Consider the following 21238-nt stretch of genomic DNA (forward strand, 5'->3'; position numbering starts at 1 on the left):
CGCTAATAAATAGTAAGGAAACGCCAGTGAATAACCAAAACAACAACCTGTCGCCCTATTATCAGACAATCTTAAACAGCTTCTGTGGCTCTGCACCGTGCGGGGAAAGTCTTGAGTATGATCCCGCATTTTTACTGTTGCAATCCCGACTACAGCCTCGAATGGAAGCCGAGTATGGTGACTTTATCGAAGCAGCTGAACCCATCAACTGGAGCGAGGTTGAGCGAGACTGCCGGACGCTGCTGCTTAAGTCCCTGGATGTAAGGCTTATCATCACGTTGATCCGCTGCCGTATGCGGCAGCATGGTGCCGTTGAACTCGCCGCAGGGCTCAATATGCTGAATATGCTGTTGCAGACCTGGCCTGACGATCTTCACCCTCAGTTGATGGACGAAGGCGACTATGAACCCCTGATGCGTGCCAATGCGTTTTCAGAGCTCAATGACAGCGAAGGATTTATCGCTGATGTTCGCAATCTTCCGTTACCAACCCGCTCCGGGCTGTCGGTCAACGTCAGAGAGTTTGAAAAGGCCTGTATCGGTCCCCGAGATGGCAGCGCCCTGCCTGAAGCGGCTATTGCGGCGCTTCGCCAGGAGTGGCAAGAAAATTGGTGTAATGACATCGCCGCGTTTAGCTTCGCCCAGGACGAGTTAGGCATGCTCCGACAGCTGTTGAGCACGTTGCCTGATGATATCGCACCCGATTTCGATCGACTGGCGCAAATACTGGCGCTGTTCTCCCAACAGAGTATTCATTCAACCTGCGACGAACACTTATCATCCGCGCCCAGCGTGCTGTCGATGGTTGAGCCAGAAGCTACCTCAGAAACTGCCGCTGCTGTTATCGAACGGGCAGACACAATGCCCGTCGGCAGTGCCCCAGTCCCATCGAGATCAGTACCCGTTAACAGAGATGATGCGCTGGCGCGTCTGCGAGAAGTTCGCGCCTGGTTTCGCGCGGTAGAACCCAGCAGCCCAATCATACTGCTGCTCGATTTTGCTGAGAAAACGGCGGGAAAAAGCTTTGCCGAATTAATACGCGTTATCCCTACGGATATGGTTTCTCAATTAGAGAACGACAAGGAGTAAACTGACATGCATAAAACAATAATTATGATGGCCGTGTTGTATTCCCTGGCAGCAAACGTACAGGCAGAGTGTGATTTAGACCCTGCCAGCCCAGGCGGGCCGTGGATTGCCAATATCCCTGCAGCGTTGATAACCATTGATGCCAGCCTGCCTGCTGATACTGTTAATCCCATTGCACAATTTGATAGCCCGGTACAAGGCTATAATCAGGAGTATATCGACTGCCATAAAGGCACCCCATATGGTAAAAGCGCTTACGGGTTATCTGGGCAGGACTCCAGTACTCGAATTTATAAAACCAATATTGATGGCATCGGTATAAAACTGTTATGGAACAATGGCGGAGCTTTTGGACAGTATCCATCAAATCAGACTTACACGCCTTCTGACGGCGCGAACGTCGGCAGATTTATTTATCCATCAGCCTCTTTTTTCCGGGTGCAATTTTTTAAAACCGCGGATTCGCTTATGCTTACAAACCCTGATGGCGAGCAGGCATTGCCTGCGGGTGAAATAGCGTATAACTGGCTGGTTAATAATTCACCTGCGCAATATACCCAACAATTAAATATCGGGCGAATCACCGTCATTAGTACCCCTTCATGCATTTACACGCCTTCACAGACGGTAGATTTCGGTACCGTAACGTCGAATACGTTAACCACAGAGGGTATACAGCGTCCGCTGCCTTTCGAAATTAATTGTCGCACCGATTACGGTTATTACTCGGCCAGCGCAACGCTGACCACCAGCACGCCGTCATCTGATAACAGCTATATAAAAGTGATGGATGCGGGTGGGCATGACGATCGTATGGGGATAAAAATTCGCAATGCACAGGGTCAGGATATGAAAGTGGATGGCTCATCCAGCGAAAATATCAGTAATAAAGCCAGTATGATCCCAGCCCAGTTTAACTGGACCGCGATATTAATTCCGACAGGGAGCTCTCATCCGACCGACGGTGATTTTACCGCCCGGGCTGAAATCATTTTGCAGCTACGTTGATTATTATGCCTATCCATAACGTCGTTACACCACAGCCAGACTCGATTTTTGTCAGTATCGCCAGCTATCGCGATCCGGAACTGATACCTACCCTGCGGGACATGATTGCCCATGCGGCAAATCCCGCTGCGCTGCATATTGCAATATGTTGTCAGCATGACAGTGATGTTTCACCTTTCATTGACTTCGGTATGAAACTTCTGCACACGGAGAAAATTGAGAGTTATGACGTCTCTTTTTTTGAATACCGTGATGCGCGTATTAGCGTAATCAGCTTGCATTATTATGAAAGTAAGGGGGCTTGCTGGGCTCGCCATATGGCGGAGCGGTTATATCGTAATGAGGCGTGGTTTTTACAAATTGATTCTCACTGCCGTTTTGCGCCTGACTGGGACCGTGAAGCTATAGCCATGCTTCTTGAACTACAGGCTGACGGTACGTCACCAGTATTATCCACCTATCCCCCCGCCTACGATCCTGAAGATGAAAGTAAACGCACGCAGTTTATCAGCCGGCTGGTATTTCGGGAGTTTTCTGCAGATGGAATTCCGATGCTGAGTTCAACACCACTAAAAAGCGATAAACCTGCCCGCTGTGGTTATCTGGCTGGAGGTTTCATTTTCGCACCCGGCAGTTTTGTACGCGATGTGCCTAACGACCCAGATATTTTCTTTGCGGGAGAAGAGATTGCCATGGCGGCGCGAGCCTTTACCCATGGCTATGACATTTATACACCTAATAAAATATTGCTCTGGCATTATTACCAGCGCAGCGATGCCAGTAAAATATGGAGCGATCATACTAACGATGCAAAAAAAACGGGTAGCGTCGATCTTGCCTGGTGGGAACGCGATAAAATATCTAAAAAGCGGGTACGCTCAGTATTAGGCATAGACGCCTCGCCCTGCGATTTAGGCTGCTACGGTCATGGCAATATCCGAACCCTGGCAGATTTTGAACAACGACTCGGCGTCCATTTTTTATCGCAGACTGTCATTCCGGACGTTATTGGCCGTGAGCGGGTAAGCTATTTTCCTGGCGAGAGTTTTAGTAAAGAGATGTGGTTTACACAACGCGTCCATCCTAATAAGCGAAAAATAACCTTTACCATTGATGAAATCATGGCTGATATCGATAACGACGGGTGGTGGCACATCGGTGTTTATAGCGAAAATAATACGCTGCTGGAGAAAAAAACTTTCACACCGCAGGAGATGGCGCAACGCTTTAGCGACAAGAAAAATGTCTACGAAATAGAACTGACTTTCACTACGCCCCCTTCACTAAAACCTGCCGTTGTCAGAGTTTGTTCTTATACCCAACGGCAGGGCTGGGGAAAAACCGTGGAGAAAATGTGGTGACGAGCGCTTTCGTCTTTAACAGACTTATCGCTATCGATACGCTGCTGCAGCTGGATGCCGTTATCCCTTCGCTGTCAGATCTTCAGTCGCAACTGATTGATTACATGCATACGTTCACGCGTGCGCTGGCTGATGAAGGCATACCAGCAGAAGAAGCAAAGACGCTCTCCAGACTCGTATGTATCTGGCTGGACAGCACTATCGAACGGCAACTTACGCGCAGTTGGCTGACCTGGAAACATTACGCCCTGGAGCCGTGGTTTTTCTCTGACCGATGCGATACAGAGGCACAACTCGCGGCGCTTGCGCAGCTATTCGATAGCCCCCATGGCACCATGCGGAACTATGCATCCGGGATGCTGTTACTGCTCTCTGCGGCTTGTGCACAAAAATCCGCGTTTGAAACACTGCTGGCTACGCATTCATTGCGCAACGCCGTACCAGCACCGCAACGTGCTCTTCTCAGCGAGACGGTGCAAACCGAAATGCTTTCGTCCCGAATCCCGTTATCGGCTCATGTAATTATCGATTTCACGCTGTTAACTGGCTTACTGGCCACACTGTGGGTCTGCTGCTCTCATTCTCTGGAAGCACTTTATCAATGTCTGTTTTAAAACATCCCGCCTGTGCCCTGCTGCTGTGGTCTACGTTTCTCATCGCCCTGTTTGCATGCACCCTGCGTTATACCCATCCGCTGACCGCTTTTTTACCGTGGTCGACAGGCGCATTAAGCGGTGCGTTACTGATTCGGCGTAACTATCTGGCGCGCCGGCAGCCCGTGATTACCACCACGACCAGTGATGAAACGCGTGAAAGTGTGGTTTTTATTTTAGGACCCTGGGCAAAAACCTGGTTTTCCGGCGCGCTGGAAAATGATGGCATTCAATTTGTGAGGGGCAAAGCATGGTTTCTGGTATCCAGCCCCGCTGAATTAACGCGCCATCTGCACCGGCTCGAGAGCCAGCACCCTGAAGTCATCCCTCTGAGTTTTTTCCCGTTGATGCCTGATGCTCACGCAACGTCCGCGCTGACGTATTCACAAATAACCATGTGGAAAAATACGTTCGCCTCGCTTTCACTTGATAAACCGCTACCCTGCACGTTTGCACTGTATGGACAAATGAGCGCAGAGCGGCATGCACAGGACCCTGACGTGGCAATATGGAGCAGCGACTTTCCGGCGGCAGATGCTCCACAATATGGCTTTTGCGAAGCGCTGACCGCGGCGCTGGCGAACGTTGCCTGCCCGGAGGGTAATCACCATGCGCTCCGCCGGTACGCTATTGCCTCGGGATTACACGACTGGATGAAGGATGGCAGATTGCACCATGCGCTGGATACGCTGTTTTCGACACTGCCGCTCAGGCTTAATGGCGTATTGCTGGCCGATTATGGCAGCGGATTTATCCGCCACGGCGCATGGTCGTCATGGTGTGAACAAAACTATGGGCTCTTACCGGGTCTGGCCGCATCGCTCTCTACACCGCCACTACCTGAACCGCAGTCGATTTATCGCACAACGAAAATAACCCGGGTTGACCCGCCGGGCCTCTCCGTCGGTTATAAAGGCGCGTTTGCCGCTCTCCTGATTTGTGCCCTGGGGTTAATGACGGTCAGCGGCGAAGCAGCCTTGCGCGCATGGCAAATTGCTCAGCTCATGAATGGGTTGTCAGTAACCGGCGAGTCCGGTGTGCAGGAAAAAGCGCATCTTTATACCGCCCTGGAGCAAAAAAAACGGCAACTTACATCGTGCCATGTGGCAAACCGACTTTGGCCCCATCTGCATCACTGTGAAACGCTTGAGCGTGAAATCGCGCTGCAGCTTCATCCTGAGTCATACATCATCGGACGCGCCGCAGCGGGGATAATTTCGCCGTTTGCTTCCTCCAGCGCCACGCTGCCCCCCGGGCAGGAAAAAACGCTGGCCTCACTCTCGCTGCCGTTACGCCACGACGACGCAGCGCGTATCGTCATTGTTGGTTACTCAGATAACACGGGCAGCGAAGAACAGAACAACATGTTGTCCGAAGCACGAGCCCGCAACGTACGGGACTGGCTGGTCAATCACAGCGGATTGCCAGCCGCACGTTTTACTCTCTATGGTGCCGGAGCCCGGCATCCCCTTGCCAACAACGAGAGTAAAACAGAGCGGGCAAAGAACCGACGGGTTGAGATATTTATAGTGAAATAGCCGTCATTGATAACACGGAGAGCGTATTACATGGAAAAAAACCTGGCAGCCTATGCTTTATTTGAAGGTTCATTTATTACAGAGGCACCGGTCATTGACAGGACCGTAAACATACTTATGTTCAAAGATCCGGACGACAATGAATATCAGATCCTGATTAATCGAGCCTTGTTAGAGGAGGATCAGACGCCCGATGCCTGGTGTGAACAGCAAATCGACGTCCAGCGCAATCAGCTGCCCGGTTTCAAACCCGAGGGTAAAATGCTGACGCATGAAATAGGCCCGGCAAGGCTCCCGGTTATTCAAATCGCAAATAATTTTCTGCAGGATGGAAAAACCATTCGTCAGGTGCAGTCCATTATTCGCTTACCGTGGCACAGCGATGTTAACCCTGTACAGCGCGGACTTCTTATTTTTACGCTACGAGCCGATGATGAATTCAGCGAGTATCAGCGCAAGCATTACGTTCAGGTGATAAATAGCTTTGATCCACAAACTACCCTTCCTCGCTAAAAAAAGGGCCGCTCAGGCCCTTTTTTATATACATAGGGTAATACCATTGCCTTCTCCATATTTAGCAAGACAAGAGGCGTACTTGTAAAATTCCAGCCGATTTTCCATACCCATTTTCTTGATCGCATTTCGACAATGGGTTCCAATCGTACGCTCGGAGCGATGCAAAAGTCGTGAGATTTCACTGGTATCGTTGCCTTGTCCGGTAAGCAACATGATATTGTTTTCCGTTACGGAAAGCTGTAAATAGCGTTTAAGACCCGCGGATTTGTAGAAATCAGTGTGGGTTGCCGCACCATAGCCAGCGCTGGCCACAAGGAAAATTTTACGCACCTTCATTGCTATCTCTTCTATCGTAAGCCCTCGACAGGTAAAAGGAATATGTATAACCTGGCCTCGCTCTTGCCGCGCCTGGACGTTACGGTAACTCCTGCTGCTTGTCATATTGATAGTAACCATAAAATCCCGAAATATTATATCCGGCACGGTACAGGGATCATGCTGAAAGGAAAAGCTTAATGGCGACGTGTCACCTGTATCATTGCCGCCGGTCATTCCTGCCAGCAGGTTACGTAGACCTGATTTAAAATAAGCATTATTACTAATAATAGTAACTTGTAACATGACTACTATCCCTGATATGAACGAATGAAATGTAGATTCACGCACATGCACTACACAGATGGCCTGAGCCAGAGGTTAAGGTTTATCAATGTACAGATATTGATAATCAAATCGAAAATATAAACAACAGGAATATACCTTCCTACGTTAATACAAATGCTTTAACTTTCAGATTAATTTAAAGCCTGTGAAGGTTACTACAGCGATAAATAAAAGTGAAACACAGGCGCATTGGCGTATTCTTAAATTTCACTAAAAAAATCAATATATTCATGCTTTTTATAAGCCTGAAAAAGCGGGAAGGCTGTAAAGGGTTGTAAGAAGGATTGTCAACAGAGTTCTGTCATTATTCATTCATGCATCTATCTAAAAACAAAGACTGTAATGACAACGTTTATAAGTATGCTGGCTTCAGACCTTACTTCACCTCATTGTTACTACATGGCAACTGATGGTGAACGTCAGGCGACAAAACTGATTGAATGCAGCGGTCACGGGATTGTGATCAGAGCTTACTCATCCTTGAAAGGACAAGTTGATGATGATGTTGGCATCATAATGAATAAAGGATAGGTTCTGAATATGAGGAAAGAAATTCTGGAGCGGGCGAAGGGAATCGAACCCTCGTATAGAGCTTGGGAAGCTCTCGTTCTACCATTGAACTACGCCCGCATAAGGTGCGTAAGGGATTATAGACCTTCAGTGTCTTTAGGCAACCCTTACGCACGCTAACTGATGGATAAATCAGCGTTTGCTCAGCCCTTAACAGGAGGGCGAACGCCCCGGCGGCGGCAGATAACGCTGAGGGTCAATTGCCGTGGCGCGATAGCGGATCTGGAAATGCAGCCGTACCGAGTCTGCGCCCGTATTCCCCATGGTAGCGATCTTTTGACCGGCTTTGACCTGCTGGCCGTTATTTACCTGGGTCGTATCGTTATGGGCATAAGCGGTGATGTAGTCCTCACCGTGTTTGATCATAATGAGATTGCCATAACCACGCAGCTGGTTGCCGACGTAAACCACACGTCCCGCGCCGGCGGCATAGATGGCCTGCCCGCGCTGCCCCGCAATATCGATACCTTTATTTCCGCCGTCAGCATCCGAGAACGGCATGATCACTTTACCCGATGCAGGCCAACGCCAGCAGCGCTGACCGACCGGTGGGGCTGCTGATTTTGCGACCGCTGAGGAGGCGCGGGATTTTGCCGGTGTGGCGCGGGCCATTGCTGTGCTTTTCGCACTACCGCTCCCCTTGACCCTGACTTTTTGCCCGACCTGGAGCGTATATGGTGCCGAAATACCGTTCATTCTTGCCAGGGTTGCTACGCTGGTATTGGTCATACGCGAAATACGATACAGGGTATCGCCGCGTTTGACGGTATACACCGAGCCGCTGAACGTGCCATAGTCTGGCGATTTACTGCCGGAGCAGCCTGCGATAAAAAGCGTCAGGCTCAGACATACCGCCGCGCCCCATCCTGTTAACTGGCCACCCAAACTCAAAGCACATCCTCTACGCTAATTCACTGATTATTCAAGCAGCTTATATTATCAGCATCTGTTCAATCGCCCAAACAGAGCAAAAAAAAACCGCGCGTGCGCGCGGTTTCTGTTATCAACAGGACTTACTTCACCGGACGCATGGCCGGGAACAGGATCACATCACGAATGGTGTGGCTGTTGGTGAACAGCATCACCATACGGTCGATACCAATTCCCAGACCGGCAGTTGGCGGCAGGCCGTGCTCAAGCGAGGTGACGTAATCCTCGTCGTAGAACATCGCTTCGTCATCCCCGGCAGCTTTCGCATCAACCTGATCCTGGAAGCGCTGCGCCTGATCTTCAGCATCGTTAAGCTCAGAGAATCCGTTACCGATTTCACGTCCGCCAATGAAGAACTCGAAGCGATCGGTGATTTCAGGGTTTTCATCATTGCGGCGCGCCAGGGGCGACACTTCTGCCGGATATTCGGTAATGAAGGTCGGCTGGATCAGGTGGGCTTCTGCTACCTCTTCGAAGATCTCGGTCACGATACGGCCCTGACCCCAGCTCTTCTCAACCTTAATACCGATGCTTTCGGCGATTGCTTTCGCAGAGTCGAAGTTATCCAGCTCCGCCATGTCGGTTTCCGGACGGTATTTCTTGATCGCTTCGCGCATGGTCAGCTTTTCAAACGGCTTACCGAAATCAAACATGTAATCGCCATAAGGCACTTCGGTTGTACCCAGCACGTCCTGAGCCAGGGTGCGGAACAGGGATTCGGTCAGTTCGATCAGATCCTTGTAATCAGCGTAGGCCATATAGAGTTCCATCATGGTGAACTCAGGGTTATGGCGCACTGAAATACCTTCGTTACGGAAGTTACGGTTGATTTCGAACACACGATCGAACCCGCCTACCACCAGACGCTTCAGGTACAGTTCCGGCGCGATACGCAGGTACATGTCCAGGTCCAGGGCGTTATGATGAGTGATAAACGGACGCGCGGACGCACCGCCCGGGATCACCTGCATCATCGGCGTTTCCACTTCCATAAAGTCGCGGTTCACCATGAACTGACGGATACCGGCCATAATCTGGGAGCGAATTTTGAACGTTTTGCGGGACTCATCATTAGAGATGAGATCCAGATAACGCTGACGATAGCGCGCTTCCTGATCCTGTAGGCCGTGGAATTTATCCGGCAGCGGACGCAGGGCTTTGGTCAACAGACGCAGCTCGGTGCAGTGAATGGACAGTTCGCCGGTCTTGGTTTTAAACAGCTTACCGCGCGCACCCAGGATATCCCCAAGGTCCCACTTCTTAAACTGCTCGTTATAGATGCCTTCCGGCAGATCGTCGCGCGAGACGTAAAGCTGAATGCGGCCGCCAACGTCCTGCAGCGTAATGAATGACGCTTTACCCATGATGCGGCGAGTCATCATACGACCGGCAACCGCAACTTCGACGTTCAGCGCTTCCAGCTCTTCATTCTCTTTGCCATCGAATTCAGCATGCAGTTGGTCAGAGGTACGATCGCGACGGAAGTCATTAGGAAACGCGACGCCCTGCTCACGCAGCGCTGCCAGCTTCTCACGGCGCGTTTTCAGCTCGTTATTAAGATCTGCTGCTGCGTCAACGCCTTGTGATTGTTGTTCAGACATGTTGGTTCCTCATAACCCTGCTTTCAAACTTGCTTCAATGAATTTGTCCAGATCGCCGTCCAGCACCGCCTGCGTGTTGCGGGTTTCAACACCGGTACGCAGATCCTTGATGCGGGAATCATCAAGAACGTAAGAACGGATCTGGCTACCCCAGCCGATATCGGATTTGTTGTCTTCCAGCGCCTGTTTCTCAGCATTTTTCTTCTGCATTTCCAGTTCATAAAGCTTCGCTTTCATCTGCTTCATGGCCTGATCTTTGTTCTTATGCTGGGAACGGTCGTTCTGACACTGGGTCACGGTACCGGTTGGAATGTGCGTAATACGTACCGCAGATTCAGTACGGTTAACGTGCTGTCCGCCCGCGCCGGAAGCGCGGTAAACGTCGATACGCAGATCCGCCGGATTGATTTCGATATCGATGTTTTCATCCACTTCCGGATAAACAAACGCGGAACTGAAGGAGGTATGACGACGGCCACCGGAGTCAAACGGGCTTTTACGCACCAGACGATGCACGCCGGTTTCGGTACGCAGCCAGCCGAACGCATACTCGCCCTGAATGCGGATGGTCACGGATTTGATACCTGCGACTTCGCCTTCAGACTCTTCGATAATTTCGGTTTTGAAGCCGCGCGCTTCTGCCCAACGCAGATACATGCGCATCAGCATGCTTGCCCAGTCCTGCGCTTCGGTACCACCAGAGCCTGCCTGAATATCGATATAGCAGTCGGCGCTGTCATACTCGCCGGAGAACATACGGCGGAACTCAAGCTGCGCCAGTTTCTGCTCCAGCTGATCCAGCTCGACGACGGCTTCATTGAAGGTCTCTTCGTCGTCAGCTTCAATCGCCAGCTCCAGCAAGCCGGATACGTCATCCAGCCCCTGCGTCATCTGATCGAGGGTTTCAACAATGGCTTCCAGCGAGGAGCGCTCTTTACCCAGCGCCTGTGCACGTTCTGGTTCGTTCCAGACGTCCGGCTGCTCAAGCTCAGCGTTTACTTCTTCAAGGCGTTCTTTCTTAGCATCGTAGTCAAAGATACCCCCTAAGAACGTCAGAGCGCTCCGTGAGGTCCTGAATGCGGTTTTTTACCGGATTAATTTCAAACATGGTTTGCGGATCTTTAAGTTGGCTAGTCAAAATGCGGCATAAGGGCAAAAGTTTACCGGATTCATGCCGCTTTTTATAGCGATTATGGCCTCAGAGCGGCCAGATGTTGTCGATAATAAGCTGAACGCTGCGGTTACCGCGAAACTCATTTACATCAAGCTTATACGCAATTTCTACCTCGCGTACGCCGTTATCCGGCCAGCAAGCGGTATCGATATTGAAGGCGATACCGTCCAGCAACGGGCCGCCACCGACGGGTTCCAGCATCAGCTTGAGATGGCGCTCGCCCACCAGGCGCTGCTGCAGCACGCGAAAACGTCCGTCGAACAGCGGTTCCGGGAACATTTGCCCCCACGGGCCGGCATCACGCAGCATCTCCGCCACGTCAAGCGTCATCTCCTGCGGTTGAAGCGCGCCGTCAGACCAGATTTCGCCCTGCAGCAGTGCCGGATCGAGCCATTCGCCCACCAGCGCGGCGAAGCGCTGCTGAAACTCCTCAAAGCGATCGCTCTGCAGCGACAGGCCCGCAGCCATGGCGTGTCCGCCAAACTTCAGCATCATGCCAGGATAGAGCGTATCCAGCCGCTCCAGCGCATCGCGCATATGCAGCCCCTGGATGGAGCGCCCTGAACCTTTAAGCGTTCCGTCACCTGCCGGGGCAAAAGCAATTACCGGGCGATGGAAGCGCTCTTTGATACGCGAGGCCAGAATACCGACTACGCCCTGATGCCATTCCGGGTGATAGATAGCGATCCCGCCAGGCAGCGCTTCACCGCTACGTTCCAGCCGCTCGCAGAGCGTCAGCGCTTCCGCCTGCATCCCCTGCTCAATCTCTTTGCGGGTCTGGTTGAGCGCATCAAGCTCGCTTGCCAGCATCCGTGCCTGCACGATGTCATTACACATCAGCAACGCAACCCCGACAGACATATCGTCCAGACGACCCGCTGCGTTCAGGCGCGGGCCGAGCGCGAAGCCCAGATCGCTGGCGGCGAGCTTTTGCGCGTCGCGGTTGGCAATCTCAAGCAGCGCACGGATCCCCGGACGGCACCTTCCGGCGCGAATGCGGCTCAGCCCCTGCCAGATGAGAATGCGGTTATTGGCATCCAGCGGCACCACGTCTGCCACCGTACCCAGCGCCACCAGATCCAGATGTTCAGCCAGGTTCGGCATCGCGATGCCCTGCTGTTCAAACCAGCCGGCCTCACGCAAATGGGCGCGCAGCGCCAGCATCAGGTAAAACGCGACGCCAACCCCGGCGAGGCATTTCGACGGAAACGCGCAGTTGGCCAGATTAGGATTGATAATGGCTTCTGCAGGCGGCAGTACGTCACCGGGCAGATGGTGATCGGTGATCACCACCGGAATGCCAAGTTCATGCGCCCGCGCCACGCCACTGTGCGACGAGATACCGTTATCAACGGTCAGGATCAGCTGCGCACCGCGGGCATGCGCCTGATCGACAACTTCGGGACTTAACCCGTAGCCATCGTCAAAGCGATTCGGCACCAGGTAATCGACGTTGCCAGCTCCGAGGCTGCGCAAGGCCAGTACGCTCAGAGCTGTGCTGGTCGCGCCATCGGCATCGAAGTCGCCGACAACAATGATGCGCAGGTTTTCACGCAACGCATCAAAGAGAATAGCGACCGCTGTATCCACACCGGCCAGCTGCTGCCAGGGCAGCATGCCCTTCACGCTGCGCTCCAGATCGGCGGCGCTTTTAACGCCGCGGCTGGCATACAGACGACGCAGCAGCGGCGATAACTCAGCTGGCAGCTGCGCCGTGTCGTCCACCGTTCTGCGGCGGAGCTGTGTTTGCTGTTTCACCCGTTACTGTGCCTGTTTCTTGTGTTCATCCAGCAGCGCTTTCAGCTCTTTTGGCCCCTGGTAACCCGGCACAACATAGCCGTCGTTCAGCACCAGGGCTGGCGTACCCTGCACACCAAACTGCACGCCCAGCGCATAGTGTTTTGCGATATTGATATCGCAACTTGCGGAAGGCACTTCACCATTTTTCATAGCTGCATCAAAGGCTTTGTTGCGATCTTTAGCACACCAGATGGCCTGCATGCCTTTTTCGGCTTCGCTCTGCGGCCCCTGACGTGGGAAGGCCAGATAACGCACGGTGATACCCAACGCGTTATAGTCCTTCATCTCTTCATGAAGCTTGTGGCAGTAACCACAGGTGATGTCGGTAAACACGGTGATAACGTGCTGCTCTTTCGCCGCCTTGTACACGATCATCTCTTTATCGAGCGCGTTAAGACGGGTCATCAGCATTTTATTGGTAACGTTCACCGGCTGCGCGCCGCTGACGTCGTAGAGCGGCCCCTGGATGATGTGCTTACCGTCGTCGGTGACATACAGCACGCCGTTGTTAGTCAACACGCTTTTCATCCCGGCAACCGGTGCTGGCTGGATGGACTCACTTTTCACCCCCAGCTTTGCCAGAGAGGCTTCAATCGCGGCATCATCTGCTTGCGCGGTAAACGTTGAGAGCGACGCGGCGAGCAGGGAAAACAGCACGATACCTTTGTTCATTATCCTTCCTTAATCTGTATGTATGACACTCACGCTCGCGGGTGGTGCTGTTGATGGAGCTGCCGTAAGCGCTCGGTTGCAACGTGAGTATAAATTTGTGTAGTGGACAGATCGCTGTGTCCCAGCAGCATCTGTACTACGCGAAGATCGGCACCATGATTCAACAAGTGAGTCGCAAAGGCATGGCGCAAAACGTGCGGCGACAGCTTCTCACTATCAATACCAGCCTGCGTGGCGTAATGCTTAATGCGATGCCAGAACGTCTGGCGCGTCATCTGTTGTGCACGTTTGCTTGGAAACAGCACGTCGTTGGACTGCCCGTTCAGCAACCAGTGACGCCCATGGGTAAGGTAGTATTCAACCCAGTAAACCGCTTCTTCGCCCAGCGGCACAAGACGCTCTTTGTTACCTTTACCCAATACTCTGACCACACCCTGCCGCAGACTGATATCGCTCATGGTCAGGCCGACCAGCTCTGAGACACGCAGGCCGGTAGCATAGAGCACCTCAAGCATCGCTTTATCCCGTAATTCCACCGGCTGGTCAACTACCGGTGCCTGCAGGAGGCGGTCAACCTGCGCTTCGCTGAGATCTTTCGGAAGACGCTGGGGTAATTTGGGCGATGCCAGCATCGCGCTCGGATCGTCGGGGCGCACTTTCTCGCGGTACAGATGCTGGAACAGACGGCGCACGGCGCTGAGCATTCTGGCAGAGCTTGTCGCTTTATAGCCGCCTTCAACCCGCTCGGCGAGTAGCGCCTGCAGGTCAGAGGCCTGCGCCGTTTCAAGCGTAAGGCCGTGACGTTCCAGCCACTCAACCAGGCTTTTTAGATCGCGGCGGTAAGCCTGGAGCGTGTTCTCAGAGAGATTGCGCTCAAGCCAGAGCATGTCCAGAAACTGTTCAATGCGAGCAATATCCTGCTCCACGGTAACCTCCCGATAACTGCCGTTGCGGCATTATGCCTGATTGCGCCGCGATTCTGATACACTAGCCGCTCAGTACAGAATGAGATGAGACGTTATTGTTATGAACATTGGTCTTTTTTATGGTTCCAGCACCTGTTACACCGAAATGGCTGCCGAGAAAATTCGCGACATTATTGGCCCGGAACTGGTTACGCTTCATAACCTGAAAGATGATGCTCCATCGCTGATGACGCAGTACGACGTGCTGATTTTAGGTATTCCAACCTGGGATTTTGGTGAGCTTCAGGAAGATTGGGAAGCGATCTGGGACCAGCTTGATGACATCAATCTCAACGGCAAAATCGTTGCGCTCTACGGCATGGGCGACCAACTGGGCTACGGCGAATGGTTCCTTGATGCGCTTGGCATGCTGCACGATAAACTGACGCCGCGCGGTGCAACCTTTATTGGTTACTGGCCAACCGAAGGATATGAATTCACCAGCCAGAAACCTGTTATCGCGGATGGTCAGCTGTTTGTAGGCCTGGCGCTGGATGAAACCAACCAGTATGACCTGAGCGATGAGCGTATTCAGGCCTGGTGCGAGCAGATCCTTGGCGAAATGGCGGAGCGTTTCTCCTGAGCAGCAGCGACCATTCGACTGCTGCCTGTCCCGGTAACACCACACCACATTAATAATGGCTGCGCGTCGGCGTTTGCAAAATCAGCCTGCGCAGATTACGCCACTCCCGGTCATCCATACTGTCTGCCGCCAGCCATAAATGTTTACACCGCCGTTTACCCGGCTTACGCAAACGCAGCATCATGCCGCTCTGGATTGTCCAGGGCTCACCGACGATTTCCCATTCCGCTCCCTGCCATTTAAAACGATTCTCCATCAGCAGCTTAACTTCGCCCTGACGCGCATTAATGCGGCGCTGACTGCGAACGCAATCAAATACCACCAGAGAAAGGAGCAGCATCCAGACGGGGGTATAGCTCAGCGGCCAGGGTACGAACAATACGATAGCTGCCACAACGCCATGAAGCAGCAAAGAGAGCCACTGCGAGCGCCATGAAACGCGTAAATCAGAGTGCCACAGGACCACGTTCCTGATTCCGTTTCTGAATTAACAGCACCATCCGCTCTAACTCGGCGTCCGCAGGCTTACCATGATTCATCAGCCAGTTAAACAAATCGGGATCGTCACACTCAAGAAGGCGAACGAAAAGCCGTTTGTCGTCATCGCTCAACGAGTCGTATTCATGCTCGAAAAACGGCATGACAGAAATATCCAGCTCCCGCATTCCGCGACGGCACGCCCAGTGAATTCGCGCTTTATTCGTTATATCCATCTTTATATTCCTGTTTAAGCCGGAAATAAGGTACGGCGACTAGTGTATCGTGTTTTTGACCACGCCATCACAGGATTGTTTTGAATTACGAGGCGTTTTCCTGAAAATTTTCCCACTACTGCAAGTTACAAAAAATCCTTAGAAGCGGTACGCAAAGCCGTGTTTACCGCACGAATGGCCCTCTTAAAGCGCTTGCAAAGGCTGGCAGCTCTTTTACCATTAGGTTTCATTAATATTGCGAAGTGACATTCGGGACTTAGTTATGGCATCTACACCGTTTCCACCGCGTCAGCCCGCTGCCTCGGCGCGCCTGCCGCTCACGCTGATCTCGCTGGATGACTGGGCGCTGGCCACCATCACCGGTGCTGAAAGCGAAAAATACCTTCAGGGCCAGGTTACGACCGATGTCGCCGCGCTGGCTGATAACCAGCATCTGCTCGCCGCGCACTGCGATGCTAAAGGTAAGATGTGGAGTAATTTACGTCTGTTCCGCGATGGTGAAGGCTATGCGTGGATCCTGCGCCGCAGCCTGCGTGACGCGCAGCTGACCGAGCTGAAGAAATATGCCGTTTTCTCAAAAGTAACTATCGTACCGGACGACAGCCGCGTACTGCTTGGCGTCGCAGGTTTCCAGGCACGCGCTGCGCTTGCTGGCCTGTTCACTACGCTGCCGGATGAACAGAACCAGGTAGTACGCGAAGGTGATACCACTCTGCTGTGGTTCGGTATGCCTGCTGAACGTTTTCTGCTGGTCACCACTCCTGCACAGGTGCAGGAATTAACAGAGAAGCTGCAGGGCGAAGCGCAGCTTAACAATAGCCAGCAGTGGCTGGCGCTGGATATTGAGGCGGGCATCCCGGTAATCGAACCGGAAAACAGTGCGCAGTTTATTCCTCAGGCCACTAACCTCCAGGCGCTGGGCGGTATCAGCTTTAAAAAGGGCTGTTATACCGGGCAGGAGATGGTCGCCCGCGCCAAATTCCGCGGAGCGAACAAACGCGCGCTCTGGTTCCTTGCTGGGCAGGCGAGCCGTGCTCCACTGCCGGGCGAAGATCTGGAAATGCAGATGGGTGAAAACTGGCGCCGGACCGGGACGGTACTCACGGCAGCCCAGCTTGACGACGGACGCGTGCTGGTGCAGGTGGTGATGAATAACGATATGGAAGCCGGAAGCGCATTCCGCGTTCGCGATGACGCTGCGCATACCCTGTCTATCGAACCACTGCCTTACTCTCTCGACGAGTAAAGGTCTGTCAGGTGCGGCTGCGTTTGCCGCACCTGCATGCTACACCTGACCGATATACAGATAGATGGCCAGGAAGTGGCAGACGCTTCCGCCAAGCACAAAGCCGTGCCAGATTGCGTGGTTATAGGGGATGCGTTTACAGACGTAAAAAATCACCCCCAGTGAATACACGATGCCGCCTGCGGCGAGCAGCGTCACGCTGGCCGGAGCCAGTTTGATGACCATCTGGTAAATCACTACCAGCGACAACCATCCCATCGCCAGATAGGTCACCAGCGACAACACCTTAAAGCGATGAGCGAAAGTAAGCTTAAACAGGATGCCCAGCAGCGCGAGGCTCCAGATGACAATCATCAGCCCTTTCGCCAGCAGTGAGTTAAGCCCCACCAGCAGAAACGGCGTATAGGTACCGGCTATCAACAGATAGATGGCGCAGTGGTCGAACTTTTTCAGCCAGATTTTCGCCCGCGCATGTGGAATAGCGTGGTAGAGCGTCGAAGCAAGAAACAGCAAAATCATACTGCCGCCATAGAGGCTGTAGCTGATAATTGCCGTTGCGTTGGCGTTGGCGTCAATGGCCTGGACCAGCAGCAGCACAAGCCCGACGATGCCGAACACCAGCCCGATGCCGTGGCTAATGCTGTTGGCGATTTCCTCAGCCAGTGAATATCCCTGTGTGATGGAGGGTTGACGAACCATGATGCAACTCCTGGAAAGCGACTAAAAGTTAAGCATCACTAGCGTAACTGAGAATGATTTCAGTGAACACCTGTTAGCTGAAATATATTTGGCCTGCGCAACCTGGAACCGGCAGAGGTAGCAGTTCGGGAGCGGCGGCGGGGCCAGTTCGGGGCCGGTAGAGTTGTATGGTCAGGGCTGGCGGCGGGGTCAGAATAGCCGTGCGCCTCACGGCTATTCATTTATCGGCAGCCATGAAAAGGGATGGTTGCTGTAATACATCGTCTGGTAATCTACAGGCGCGCTTAATAAGGGATACCAGCACTGTGACCATGTTTACCCACTCCGCTATTGCCAGCCTGAATAATCTTGAAATGATGGTCTACAACTATGTCATCAAGAACCCTGACAAAGTCATGTACATGACCATCCGCGAGCTGGCGGACGAAGCGGGAGTCTCTACCACCACGGTGCTGCGCTTCTGCCGCAAGCTCAATTGCGAAGGCTATTCCGAATTCCGCGTGCGCTTCAAATTATATTTAGAGCAGAATGAACCGCAGCAAGCGAATTTCGGTGCCAGCGAGATAATGAGCTTTTTCCGAAGCGTAAATAACGAAGAGTTTGATAATTTACTGGATGATGCGGTAAATATTATTCTGCAATCGGAACGTATTATATTTGTCGGAGCGGGCACCTCAGGCGCACTGGCGAAATATGGCGCGCGCTTTTTCTCAAATGTCGGAAAATTCAGCAACCATATTGACGACCCTTATTTCCCGGTCACCAGCGACATGGCGAAAAATGCGCTGGCTATCGTACTCTCCGTATCCGGCGAAACCGAAGAGATCCTGCGCTTTGCCAGCCAGTTCAGCCTGCACCGCTGCAAGGTGCTCTCCGTCACCAGCCATGAAAACTCCTCACTGGCTAAGCTTGCCGACTTCAATCTCTCCTGGCATGTGCAGCCCATGCGCATTGCGGGCGTCTATGACATCACCACGCAAATCCCGGTGATTTATATTCTTGAATCTCTGGGCCGTAAACTGGCACGTCGGCTGGCATAAAAAACATATTGTTTTTTGGGTGTAACAAATCACCGGCTGCGTTATTTGTTATATCGTGACTTTTCATCTTCCTTTGTTAGACTCGTTGGCAGACTTTATTAAAGGCCCGGTAGTAATTGTTTTATTGACATTTATTTACCAACCGACAACGAGACAATGAAATATGAAAAAGCTGACATTACCGAAAGATTTTTTATGGGGCGGCGCAGTTGCTGCACACCAGGTTGAAGGCGGTTGGGATAAGGGCGGCAAAGGCCCGAGCATCTGTGACGTACTGACCGGGGGCGCTCACGGCGTGCCGCGCGTCATCACTGAGCGCGTAGAGCCGGGCAAATACTATCCGAACCATGAAGCTATCGATTTCCACGGCCACTACAAAGAAGACATCAAGCTATTCGCCGAGATGGGTTTCAAATGCTTCCGTACCTCCATTGCCTGGACGCGCATCTTTCCGAAAGGGGATGAAACCCAGCCAAACGAAGAAGGGCTGAAATTCTACGACGATATGTTCGATGAACTGCTGAAGTACAACATCGAACCGGTCATTACCCTCTCTCACTTCGAGATGCCGCTGCACCTGGTGCAGGAGTACGGTGGCTGGACCAACCGCAAAGTGGTGGATTTCTTTGTGCGCTTCGCTGAAGTGGTATTCGAGCGCTACAAAAACAAAGTTAAGTACTGGATGACCTTCAACGAGATCAATAACCAGCGTAACTGGCGCGCGCCGCTGTTTGGCTACTGCTGCTCCGGCGTGGTCTACACCGAGCACGACAACCCGGAAGAGGTGATGTATCAGGTACTGCACCACCAGTTCGTCGCCAGCGCCCAGGCGGTGAAGATTGGACACCGCATCAATCCGGAGATGAAAATCGGCTGCATGCTGGCGATGGTGCCGCTCTATCCGTTCTCCTGTAAGCCGGAAGACGTGATGTTCGCTCAGGAATCCATGCGCGAGCGCTATGTATTTACCGATGTGCAGCTGCGCGGCTACTACCCGACCTATGTGCTGAACGAGTGGGAGCGTCGCGGGTTTACGATCAAAATGGAAGATGGCGACGAGCAGATCCTGCGTGAAGGCTGCTGCGACTACCTCGGCTTTAGCTACTACATGACCAACGCGGTAAAAGCCGAAGGCGGGTCCGGCGATGCGCTTTCCGGTTTCCAGGGCAGCGTGCCGAACCCGCACGTGAAAGCCTCCGACTGGGGCTGGCAGATTGACCCGGTTGGCCTGCGCTATGCGCTGTGCGAACTTTACGAGCGCTATCAAAAACCGCTGTTCATCGTTGAAAACGGTTTTGGTGCCTACGACAAGGTGGAAGCCGACGGCAGCATCAACGATGACTACCGCATCGACTACCTGCGTTCCCATGTGGAAGAGATGATGAAAGCCGTCACCTACGACGGCGTGGATCTGATGGGCTATACCCCGTGGGGCTGCATTGATTGCGTTTCCTTCACCACCGGGCAGTACAGCAAACGCTACGGCTTTATCTATGTGAACAAGCATGACGACGGAACCGGCGATATGTCTCGTTCCCGCAAGAAGAGCTTCAACTGGTACAAAGACGTTATCGCCAGCAACGGCGAGCAGCTCTGAGTCCTCTTCCTCCCCCTGCCACAGGGGGAGGTCGTCATTACTTCCCGCCAGCCATATCAATAAAGCTCCCGGTCACGTAAGAAGCTTTATCGCTGAGCAGCCAGGCAATTGCCTGGGCCACCTCTTCCGGCTGACCGCCACGCTGCATCGGAATCGCGGTTTTTACCCGATCCACGCGCCCCGGCTCGCCGCCCGAGGCGTGCATCTCGGTATAAATAAATCCTGGCCGCACGCCGTTCACGCGTATCCCCTGCCCTGCCACTTCCAGTGACAGACCGGTCGTCATAGCGTCAACGGCACCTTTCGACGCAGCATAATCCACATATTCACCCGGCGCGCCGAGACGCGAAGCGGCGGACGAGACGTTAACAATCGCCCCACCCTTGCCGCCGTGCTGGTGCGCCATGCGCTTCACCGCTTCGCGACAGCACAGGAAATAGCTGGTGACGTTCGTGGTTAACACCTGATTGATGCGCGCCGCGGTCAACGTCTCCAGACGGGCCTGCTGAAACAGAATGCCGGCATTGTTCACCAGGGCATCTACCGGGCCGAACAAACGATCGATCTGCTCGAACATCGTCACTACCTGCGCCTCGTCCGATACATCAGCCCTGATTGCCTCCGCCGTACCACCCGCGAGGCGAATTTCATTAACCACCGCCTGCGCAGCCTCTGTGTTAGTGTGGTAGTTCACCACCACGCTGTATCCTTCCTGCGCCAGCAGCAGCGAGGTCGCGCGTCCAATTCCCCGGCTTCCACCGGTCACCAGTGCAACAGTCATCATTTTCTCCATAACAAAAAGGGCACCGAAGCGCCCTCAG

21 protein-coding genes and 1 tRNA gene are annotated in these 21238 nt (G+C 52.9%); 10 read left to right on the forward strand and 12 right to left on the reverse strand.

Annotated elements, in window-relative coordinates; all coding sequences use genetic code 11:
* The first annotated feature begins 26 nt into the window (after positions 1–26).
* The 6 genes from KFZ77_RS16065 to KFZ77_RS16090 are packed head-to-tail and all read left to right on the forward strand — an operon-like array spanning position 27 to position 6161.
* Positions 27–1088, forward strand: a complete 1062-nt coding sequence (locus tag KFZ77_RS16065) for a type VI secretion system protein TssA (protein ID WP_264384771.1) — start codon at positions 27–29, stop codon at positions 1086–1088.
* A 6-nt stretch (positions 1089–1094) separates the two neighbouring features.
* Positions 1095–2096 carry a fimbrial protein gene (locus KFZ77_RS16070; RefSeq protein ID WP_031519744.1) on the forward strand — a complete coding sequence of 334 codons (1002 nt, stop codon included), beginning with the start codon at positions 1095–1097 and terminating at the stop codon, positions 2094–2096.
* Positions 2097–2101: 5 nt separating this feature from the next.
* Positions 2102–3457: a UDP-N-acetylglucosamine-transferase gene (locus tag KFZ77_RS16075; RefSeq protein ID WP_264384772.1), complete on the forward strand. Its 1356-nt coding sequence runs from the start codon at positions 2102–2104 to the stop codon at positions 3455–3457.
* A complete protein-coding gene (locus KFZ77_RS16080) occupies positions 3451–4071 on the forward strand; it encodes a DotU family type IV/VI secretion system protein (protein ID WP_264384773.1) in 621 nt (206 codons plus the stop codon). The genes KFZ77_RS16075 and KFZ77_RS16080 overlap by 7 nt, the downstream gene beginning before the upstream one ends.
* Positions 4059–5648 carry an OmpA family protein gene (locus tag KFZ77_RS16085; protein WP_264384774.1) on the forward strand — a complete coding sequence of 530 codons (1590 nt, stop codon included), beginning with the start codon at positions 4059–4061 and terminating at the stop codon, positions 5646–5648. The genes KFZ77_RS16080 and KFZ77_RS16085 overlap by 13 nt, the downstream gene beginning before the upstream one ends.
* A 30-nt stretch (positions 5649–5678) precedes the next feature.
* Positions 5679–6161 (forward strand): DcrB-related protein, encoded by a 483-nt coding sequence (locus KFZ77_RS16090; protein WP_031519737.1) that lies wholly within the window; start codon positions 5679–5681, stop codon positions 6159–6161.
* Positions 6162–6185: 24 nt separating this feature from the next.
* Here the strand turns inward: KFZ77_RS16090 and KFZ77_RS16095 are convergent, their stop codons facing one another.
* The 8 genes from KFZ77_RS16095 to xerD form a co-directional block, all read right to left on the reverse strand.
* The gene (locus tag KFZ77_RS16095; RefSeq protein WP_051640462.1) at positions 6186–6785 is read right to left on the reverse strand and encodes a helix-turn-helix domain-containing protein; all 600 of its coding nucleotides are present in this window, start codon (positions 6783–6785) and stop codon (positions 6186–6188) included.
* A 598-nt stretch (positions 6786–7383) separates the two neighbouring features.
* Positions 7384–7457, reverse strand: a tRNA-Gly gene (locus KFZ77_RS16100).
* Positions 7458–7547: 90 nt separating this feature from the next.
* Positions 7548–8288: an amidase activator ActS gene (actS, locus tag KFZ77_RS16105; protein WP_051640461.1), complete on the reverse strand. Its 741-nt coding sequence runs from the start codon at positions 8286–8288 to the stop codon at positions 7548–7550.
* A 122-nt stretch (positions 8289–8410) separates the two neighbouring features.
* Positions 8411–9928 (reverse strand): lysine--tRNA ligase, encoded by a 1518-nt coding sequence (lysS, locus tag KFZ77_RS16110; protein ID WP_264384775.1) that lies wholly within the window; start codon positions 9926–9928, stop codon positions 8411–8413.
* A gap of 9 nt (positions 9929–9937) precedes the next feature.
* Positions 9938–11036, reverse strand: a protein-coding gene (gene prfB, locus KFZ77_RS16115; RefSeq protein ID WP_152548345.1) for a peptide chain release factor 2 whose coding sequence is annotated in 2 segments (ribosomal slippage) — positions 9938–10960 and positions 10962–11036 — 1098 coding nt in all. Because the reading frame shifts where the segments join, the coding sequence is not laid out codon by codon here.
* 90 nt (positions 11037–11126) lie between these two features.
* Positions 11127–12860: a single-stranded-DNA-specific exonuclease RecJ gene (gene recJ / locus KFZ77_RS16120; RefSeq protein ID WP_264384776.1), complete on the reverse strand. Its 1734-nt coding sequence runs from the start codon at positions 12858–12860 to the stop codon at positions 11127–11129.
* Between the two features lie 3 nt (positions 12861–12863).
* Positions 12864–13574 carry a bifunctional protein-disulfide isomerase/oxidoreductase DsbC gene (gene dsbC / locus KFZ77_RS16125; protein ID WP_264384777.1) on the reverse strand — a complete coding sequence of 237 codons (711 nt, stop codon included), beginning with the start codon at positions 13572–13574 and terminating at the stop codon, positions 12864–12866.
* 29 nt (positions 13575–13603) lie between these two features.
* A complete protein-coding gene (xerD, locus tag KFZ77_RS16130) occupies positions 13604–14500 on the reverse strand; it encodes a site-specific tyrosine recombinase XerD (RefSeq protein WP_031519725.1) in 897 nt (298 codons plus the stop codon).
* A gap of 100 nt (positions 14501–14600) precedes the next feature.
* Between xerD and fldB the strand changes: the two genes are divergently transcribed.
* Positions 14601–15122 carry a flavodoxin FldB gene (gene fldB, locus KFZ77_RS16135; RefSeq protein ID WP_031519723.1) on the forward strand — a complete coding sequence of 174 codons (522 nt, stop codon included), beginning with the start codon at positions 14601–14603 and terminating at the stop codon, positions 15120–15122.
* Positions 15123–15171: 49 nt separating this feature from the next.
* Here the strand turns inward: fldB and KFZ77_RS16140 are convergent, their stop codons facing one another.
* Positions 15172–15588 carry a protein YgfX gene (locus KFZ77_RS16140; RefSeq protein WP_031519722.1) on the reverse strand — a complete coding sequence of 139 codons (417 nt, stop codon included), beginning with the start codon at positions 15586–15588 and terminating at the stop codon, positions 15172–15174.
* Positions 15569–15835: an FAD assembly factor SdhE gene (gene sdhE / locus KFZ77_RS16145; protein ID WP_031519720.1), complete on the reverse strand. Its 267-nt coding sequence runs from the start codon at positions 15833–15835 to the stop codon at positions 15569–15571. The genes KFZ77_RS16140 and sdhE overlap by 20 nt, the downstream gene beginning before the upstream one ends.
* A gap of 262 nt (positions 15836–16097) precedes the next feature.
* On the opposite strand from sdhE, the gene ygfZ reads away from it, so the two are divergent.
* Positions 16098–17081: a tRNA-modifying protein YgfZ gene (ygfZ, locus tag KFZ77_RS16150; RefSeq protein ID WP_264384778.1), complete on the forward strand. Its 984-nt coding sequence runs from the start codon at positions 16098–16100 to the stop codon at positions 17079–17081.
* A gap of 39 nt (positions 17082–17120) precedes the next feature.
* Here ygfZ and trhA read toward each other — a convergent pair whose 3' ends face one another.
* The gene (gene trhA / locus KFZ77_RS16155; protein WP_264384779.1) at positions 17121–17780 is read right to left on the reverse strand and encodes a PAQR family membrane homeostasis protein TrhA; all 660 of its coding nucleotides are present in this window, start codon (positions 17778–17780) and stop codon (positions 17121–17123) included.
* A gap of 311 nt (positions 17781–18091) precedes the next feature.
* Here trhA and KFZ77_RS16160 point away from each other — a divergent pair, with 311 nt between their 5' ends.
* Positions 18092–18820 carry a MurR/RpiR family transcriptional regulator gene (locus tag KFZ77_RS16160; protein ID WP_031519714.1) on the forward strand — a complete coding sequence of 243 codons (729 nt, stop codon included), beginning with the start codon at positions 18092–18094 and terminating at the stop codon, positions 18818–18820.
* Between the two features lie 163 nt (positions 18821–18983).
* Entirely contained in the window at positions 18984–20417 is a 1434-nt protein-coding gene (locus tag KFZ77_RS16165) for a 6-phospho-beta-glucosidase (protein ID WP_264384780.1), read from the forward strand.
* A gap of 37 nt (positions 20418–20454) precedes the next feature.
* Here KFZ77_RS16165 and KFZ77_RS16170 read toward each other — a convergent pair whose 3' ends face one another.
* Positions 20455–21198, reverse strand: a complete 744-nt coding sequence (locus tag KFZ77_RS16170; RefSeq protein WP_031519709.1) for an SDR family oxidoreductase — start codon at positions 21196–21198, stop codon at positions 20455–20457.
* Positions 21199–21238 lie beyond the last annotated feature (40 nt).

Origin of the sequence: Siccibacter colletis (genome assembly GCF_025914095.1) — a bacterium.
GTDB classification, from domain to species: Bacteria; Pseudomonadota; Gammaproteobacteria; order Enterobacterales; family Enterobacteriaceae; genus Siccibacter; species Siccibacter colletis.

What these genes read in the sequence shown, in the direction of transcription:
- lysS (WP_264384775.1), bottom strand. Translation starts at nt 9,928, where the DNA reads ATGTCTGAACAACAATCACAAGGCGTTGACGCAGCAGCAGATCTTAAT.
- KFZ77_RS16170 (WP_031519709.1), bottom strand. Translation starts at nt 21,198, where the DNA reads ATGACTGTTGCACTGGTGACCGGTGGAAGCCGGGGAATTGGACGCGCG.
- sdhE (WP_031519720.1), bottom strand. Translation starts at nt 15,835, where the DNA reads ATGGATATAACGAATAAAGCGCGAATTCACTGGGCGTGCCGTCGCGGA.
- KFZ77_RS16090 (WP_031519737.1), top strand. Translation starts at nt 5,679, where the DNA reads ATGGAAAAAAACCTGGCAGCCTATGCTTTATTTGAAGGTTCATTTATT.
- KFZ77_RS16075 (WP_264384772.1), top strand. Translation starts at nt 2,102, where the DNA reads ATGCCTATCCATAACGTCGTTACACCACAGCCAGACTCGATTTTTGTC.
- KFZ77_RS16085 (WP_264384774.1), top strand. Translation starts at nt 4,059, where the DNA reads ATGTCTGTTTTAAAACATCCCGCCTGTGCCCTGCTGCTGTGGTCTACG.
- KFZ77_RS16095 (WP_051640462.1), bottom strand. Translation starts at nt 6,785, where the DNA reads ATGTTACAAGTTACTATTATTAGTAATAATGCTTATTTTAAATCAGGT.
- KFZ77_RS16165 (WP_264384780.1), top strand. Translation starts at nt 18,984, where the DNA reads ATGAAAAAGCTGACATTACCGAAAGATTTTTTATGGGGCGGCGCAGTT.
- ygfZ (WP_264384778.1), top strand. Translation starts at nt 16,098, where the DNA reads ATGGCATCTACACCGTTTCCACCGCGTCAGCCCGCTGCCTCGGCGCGC.
- fldB (WP_031519723.1), top strand. Translation starts at nt 14,601, where the DNA reads ATGAACATTGGTCTTTTTTATGGTTCCAGCACCTGTTACACCGAAATG.
- KFZ77_RS16160 (WP_031519714.1), top strand. Translation starts at nt 18,092, where the DNA reads ATGTTTACCCACTCCGCTATTGCCAGCCTGAATAATCTTGAAATGATG.
- dsbC (WP_264384777.1), bottom strand. Translation starts at nt 13,574, where the DNA reads ATGAACAAAGGTATCGTGCTGTTTTCCCTGCTCGCCGCGTCGCTCTCA.
- KFZ77_RS16070 (WP_031519744.1), top strand. Translation starts at nt 1,095, where the DNA reads ATGCATAAAACAATAATTATGATGGCCGTGTTGTATTCCCTGGCAGCA.
- trhA (WP_264384779.1), bottom strand. Translation starts at nt 17,780, where the DNA reads ATGGTTCGTCAACCCTCCATCACACAGGGATATTCACTGGCTGAGGAA.